The sequence below is a fragment of the Capillibacterium thermochitinicola genome, from assembly GCF_013664685.1.
Lineage (GTDB): Bacteria > Bacillota > UBA4882 > UBA10575 > UBA10575 > Capillibacterium > Capillibacterium thermochitinicola.
Window position 1 is genome coordinate 1 of record NZ_JAAKDE010000055.1, and the last position, 5809, is coordinate 5809.

8 protein-coding genes are annotated in these 5809 nt (G+C 37.0%); all 8 read left to right on the forward strand.

Annotated features, from left to right (window positions below):
* Window positions 1-199: 199 nt before the first annotated feature.
* The 8 genes from G5B42_RS11210 to G5B42_RS11245 all read left to right on the forward strand — a co-directional run bounded on the left by G5B42_RS11210 (window position 200) and on the right by G5B42_RS11245 (window position 5769).
* Complete coding sequence (locus G5B42_RS11210; protein ID WP_181340559.1) at window positions 200-577, forward strand: cytidine deaminase family protein; 378 nt, start codon at window positions 200-202, stop codon at window positions 575-577.
* 117 nt (window positions 578-694) lie between these two features.
* Entirely contained in the window at window positions 695-1321 is a 627-nt protein-coding gene (locus G5B42_RS11215) for a hypothetical protein (protein ID WP_181340560.1), read from the forward strand.
* 176 nt (window positions 1322-1497) lie between these two features.
* Window positions 1498-2100 (forward strand): GNAT family N-acetyltransferase, encoded by a 603-nt coding sequence (locus G5B42_RS11220; RefSeq protein ID WP_181340561.1) that lies wholly within the window; start codon window positions 1498-1500, stop codon window positions 2098-2100.
* 451 nt (window positions 2101-2551) lie between these two features.
* Window positions 2552-2926 (forward strand): hypothetical protein, encoded by a 375-nt coding sequence (locus tag G5B42_RS11225; protein ID WP_181340562.1) that lies wholly within the window; start codon window positions 2552-2554, stop codon window positions 2924-2926.
* 44 nt (window positions 2927-2970) lie between these two features.
* On the forward strand, window positions 2971-3420 hold the full coding sequence (locus tag G5B42_RS11230; RefSeq protein ID WP_181340563.1) for a DUF3795 domain-containing protein: 450 nt from the start codon (window positions 2971-2973) through the stop codon (window positions 3418-3420).
* A gap of 67 nt (window positions 3421-3487) precedes the next feature.
* On the forward strand, window positions 3488-4267 hold the full coding sequence (locus tag G5B42_RS11235) for a Cof-type HAD-IIB family hydrolase (RefSeq protein ID WP_231133540.1): 780 nt from the start codon (window positions 3488-3490) through the stop codon (window positions 4265-4267).
* Window positions 4268-4370: 103 nt separating this feature from the next.
* Window positions 4371-5126: a hypothetical protein gene (locus G5B42_RS11240; RefSeq protein ID WP_181340565.1), complete on the forward strand. Its 756-nt coding sequence runs from the start codon at window positions 4371-4373 to the stop codon at window positions 5124-5126.
* Window positions 5127-5235: 109 nt separating this feature from the next.
* Window positions 5236-5769, forward strand: a complete 534-nt coding sequence (locus G5B42_RS11245) for a hypothetical protein (RefSeq protein WP_181340566.1) — start codon at window positions 5236-5238, stop codon at window positions 5767-5769.
* Window positions 5770-5809 lie beyond the last annotated feature (40 nt).

Below are 5809 nucleotides of genomic sequence, written 5' to 3' on the forward strand. Positions count from 1 at the left end.
GGACTTTTTCAGGAAACCCTAAATATTGATACAAATTATGAAAATTGAAAAATTTAAGAAAATAACCAGTTTGGGGATATTCTGATACAGAAATCGAGTTGCAAATCTAGAGTGATTGTTTATAAAGTGATTTTGACTTTGGTGGTATAATTTTAACCGTGCTAGTGTGTCACGTTAAAGCTAGGATTGGAGGATATAAATGACATTTGATCAATTAAAGGAAATTGCCTTGGCAAAATTAAAACCTAGACAAATATCAAAAGATTGTTATGTAGCGTCGGTAGCAAGTGCTTTGGTGACTGAAAAAGGTAATGTTTATGTTGGGGTTTGTATAGATACACCTTCTGGTATGGGTTTTTGTGCTGAACATTCTGCTATAGCCCAAATGATAACTAATGAAGAATCAAGAATTGTCAAGATTGTTGCGGTTGGTAAGGAAGGCAAAATATTATCACCATGCGGTAGATGTAGAGAATTTATTTATCAAATTAATAATGAAAATCTTGACACTGAGGTATTAGTTGATAATAACAAAGCAGTAAAATTACATGAGTTATTACCATACAGGTATAATTAAGTGTAATGGTGGGTGGTCTTACTTTCATATTGACTTGAACTTCGTAAGGCAAAACGCTATGTTGTGTTTATATAGAATAAAAGATTAAGCACACAATTTAAGGGAAAAGGTGTTGTTATGAATATTGTTATGGGGAAAATTGGTTCAATAGTAACCGGTCTTGCCGTGCTGGCATTTGCCATATCAATGATTTTTGCTGAAGGAATATTTGCGAGTTGTTTAGCAAGTATATTTATCGCCATAGGCTTTATTCCTTTTATGTGTGCATTATTTGCCATCAATAAAAGATCTGACCATAAGGCTGTCGGTTATTCGGGAGTGGCTTTTTCCGCTATTTATGCTGTTATTATATTACTGGTTTACTATGCCGAATGTACAACTGTCAGGTTGAATACTGCCTTAAGCGATGAAACCCTGTCAATTATCAGTTTTGGGTATACTGGAAGCCTCTTTTTTAACTATGATTTACTAGGGTATGCTTTCATGTCCTTAACCACATTTATTATGGCATTTTTGGTCGAACCAATGTGTAAAGCCGACAGGGTGTTCAGGTGGATGCTTTGGCTTCATGGGCTTTTCTTTTTACCATGTCTGTTTGTGCCCATGTTTCCCATATTTACAAAGGGGACAAGTGATTATGTTGGAAGCATACTCCTTGAAATCTGGTGTGCATACTTTATTCCAATTTGTGTTTTAGGGTATCAGTATTTTAATCGAAGAACTGTTCAACAGGTTTTAACATAAAAACTCCGGCGATATAAAAGATCGGTGGAGGGTATTTTTGGTATAATTTAAAGACTTATAAGGATGAAGGCCGGGTATGGATAATAATATTGGAGATTGCGCGGCTAATGAAAAACGAACCGGTATGGGGACCGAGAATGATGACCGTTGCGAGAGAGGAATAAAGGAGGTAATTAATGTTAAACGATAAGAAAATCAGACTTGCTACTGAAGACGATAGCGATTCACTCTTAGAAATTTACGCCCCATACATCACCAATACTACATATACATTTGAATATGACATCCCAACCATCATGGAGTTTAAAGAAAGAATAGCTAAGATCAGGAAATATTATCCTTGGCTGGTTTGTGAAATAAACAAGCGTATCGCAGGCTATGCCTACGCATCTCGTTTTCGGGAACGTGAAGCATATAAATGGTCAGTAAGTTTATCTATTTATATAAATCAGGACCATCACCGGAGAGGGATTGGGAGAGCCCTTTATTTTGCTCTGATTGAGTTATTGAGGCTTCAAGGTTTTTACAATGCTTATGTTGCCGTTACCGTACCCAATATAAAAAGTGAAAGATTCCATGAGGCATTTGGCTTTAAAGAAGTAGGTGTATATCATAAGGCCGGTTATAAGTTTGGTAGTTGGCATGATGTTAAATGCTACGAATTGAAAATTCAAGAGCACAGTCTATCACCTATTGAACCGAGAACTATTGATGAGATCAGTAATACTGGTGAGTTTAGGGTGATCATTGAAAAAGCGGAGCAAATGATAAGAGAATGATTGCCTACCAGTATAGTATGGCACTTATTTTAAATTTAAGATTTTAGAGGTGAAATTGTTTTGAAAGACGTACCCACTTCCACACAAAAGCAATACAGTTCGTTACATTTATTGGTTGTCTTTTTTGGGGTATTAATTGCGTATTTTCCCAAGTATATAAATAAGGTTTTAAACTTGTTAGGATTACAAATTGGACCGGATGGCCCTCCTTCAGTAATATTATGGAACTGGGTCGCTGTTGTAGTTTTAATAGTTATTCAGGGATCTACAATTTGATCACTAATCCGCGAAAAATTCCGAAATGAAATTCATCTAACTGTAAGGGTTTGTGCAAGGGGATGCGGAGGTCAAGGCAATCCGGCCAAATTTATATTAAAAACTGCATTTTTATATGATTTTGATCACCGGGATATCGAAATGATAGTAAAACATGATTTTGAGGTGACACGTTATGAGCAAATATACCAAAGAAGAATTGACAGAAGGTTTACAGGTTATATTGTCAATTATTAAAAACTGTGAAAAAATGCAGTTGAAATTTTTAGCAGGCACATCTCAGCATTCACTCCTTAAAAATAGAATAAAGGCACTGTGTATTTCAAAAGCATTAATGGCAAATGATTGTAGTGTAGAAAATTATACAAAAGAGGAATTACTGGAAGCACTACCTCCCATAACTTCAATTATAAGCAAAAGTGAGAAAGCGCAGCTTAAAATTAAGGAAGGTACTCCCCATTATACTCGCTTGAAAAAGATCATTAACGCGATGCAAATTTCAAAATCATTAATAACAAAGGAAATTGATAAAAAATCATTGGGGGATTAATGTAGTTAATTATTTAATAAGAGCATATGGAAAGGGAGGATAATGTGGATAACAATAATCTTTTAAGATTGATTGCCCCTTGTGGACGACTTTGTTATACATGTGATGCCATGAAAGATGGAGTAATAAATCAAGCGGCAAAGAAACTTTTATATGTTTTATGTTCTTATGATTCATTTTTGCAAAGTGCCCCGGATTCCAGGCCTATTTCAGGAAAATATAGTGCTTTTAAAGAGGTTTTAGAATATCTTGCCGATGTTAAATGTAATGGTTGTAGAGAAGACCATTGTATGAATAAAAATTGTATTGTACCGGAGTGTACTAAAAATCAGAACATCCAATTCTGTTATGAATGTAAGGGTTTTCCGTGTGATAAAACTGGATTTCCTGATGATTTGAGAGAAAAGTGGATAAGGAAAAACAAAAAGATTAAAGCAATCGGTATTGAGAAATATTTTGACGAAGAAAAGAATTTACCACATTACGCGAGTTAACTGTGGAAGTATAAGCTCTGTTGTGCGGCGGAGTAATGGACTTGTACTGCATGCAATAATGCTAAGGTTGAGTGAGAACATGATTAAAATGGTTGTAACCGATTTGGATGAAACGCTTCTAAGGACGGATAAATCTATTTCCAAGTATACCGTTGATGTAATCAACAAAGTTCGTCAACGAGGCATAAAATTTATCTTTGCCACCGCCAGAGGCGGTAGTGCCAAAACCTTGGTAGATTACGAATTGTTTGATGGTTATGTTTTGCTGAACGGCGCCAAGGCTTTTGTTGACAACAGACTAATATACGAGCGGACAATTTCCGCAGACATTTTCATCCCATTTTTACGGGAATTATCGCATAGAAACTTTATGGTTGCCGCCGAAGTCGAAGGGATTCATTATGCTAATTTTAAGGTGAATGAAAAATGGAGTTACATTAATAATTTCATGGTAACTGATTATTCGGATGTCTCGGGCAGTGCGGATAAATTATATGTGTTAATCGATGATCCAAATCAAATTGATTTGATTACCCCAATTCTGCCCAAAGAGTTATATTTAAATTTGACTAGGGACAACTTGGCGATGATCATGCATAAAGCGGCAACAAAATTTAATGGGGTCTTGGCAGTGGCAGAAGAGTTTAATATACCGAAAGGTGAGATCATAGCCTTCGGCGATGACATCAATGACAAGGAAATGCTCCTGAAATTTGGTTTAGGTGTGGCGATGAGCAACGCCATCGATGAGATTAAAATGATCGCGGATTACGTTTGTGACACAAATGACAACGATGGTGTCGCTAAGTGGCTAGAAGAAAATTTATTAAGATATGGCGGTAATTAAAGTCATTGAAGATAGTCGCGCAAAGTTTATAAGTCCCCGACCGTCGGTAGTCGGTGAGCGTTAGGCGAATGCATAATTGGGTAATGGAAGAAGGGGATAATTAATGGTCAGGCTGGATCATTTTGTGGTAAATATTGATAACAATATGGAAAAACTGAAAGAATTAAAGAAACAGATTGAACCTTTAGGTTATCCCTTTGAACCAACATGGGGAAAGGGAACCAAGGGGTTCAAGGTGGCTAATATATGGATCGGACTGCAATATCTTGAGATGGTGTGGTTGAAGAAAAAGGATGGCGGGGGATGGAAACCTGATTGGGTGGAAAAGTATAATAACGGGCATCGCGGGATTATTGCCATTTACTTAATGACCGACAAATTGGATGAGATAAGAGAAGAATTAAAGGGTAGGGGAATTCCCGTCAGTGACCCCGAACGGATTAGCTTCCGTTGGTTTTTTGGGCTATTCAAGAAGACGATGCCGTGGAGGAGTATCTTTACTGCTTCTATTCCCGGAACTGATTTGGAGATTTGTTACGGAGAATTGGACAGTCCGGATATTATGGAAAAAATGAAAGCATACATGGTCCCGAATGCAGCCGATAATGGGATCGAAGGGATCAAAGAAGCCATTGTGAGAGGAAATTTTTCCGAAGAAGCCTGGGGGTATATCCGGAAGCTATTCCCTGATGCCGAACAACATGGAAACTGTCTGAAATATGACATGGGGACGACGTGTCTATCTTTTGAGTCATGGGAGAAGCCAGGTTTGAATGTGGAGCTAAAAGCAGAAACAACCAACAAAAAGTATCTGGGGAAGAGTTTTACGGTAGAGAATTTAAGAATTACAACAATGTAGGTAGTTAGTGGCATTTTAGACCGGAAAATGAAGCCCGGTACGAATGTTTATAGGAGGACAAAATGTACGATATAGCGACTTGACTCTTTAAGTCTGGAGGAAGGCAAAAATGAAAAGATATATACCCCTAGTTTTGGCGATCTTATTGTTTGTTATTGTGCACGAGGGGACGCATGCTGTTGTTGCCAGTATGTTTAACGAATTTGCATCATTTCAGGTTAAGTACTATGGTTTTGAAGTTCATTTTAAAACGCCGGTACCTGACAGAAGCGGAATAAAATGGGGGTTCATCTCCGGGATGAGTAATATCATTACTCTTACAATTGGATATTTATTATTTATCTATCGAAAGAATGTTGCCAATTATAAAAGTGCCTTTTTTAGAACATTTGGATATTGGGTAACCTTTTTCTTTCTGTTATTTGATCCTCTTAACTTATCGATAATGCCATTTATTTTCGGTGGAGACATTGGCGGGATTGTTGAGGGGTTTAGAATTAACAAGTATTTGGTCCAATTCATATTTTTTATGGTTCTCTTAATAAACAGGGAACTGATTATTCATCAACTTTTCCCGTTGTATGGGGTAAAAAGCAGACATCCATTGTTCAGGCCTTTGCTAAGAGACCGTTTGGAAAATTGATATTGCCATAATCTACTGCGCGTATTTCGGTCAATTCGAT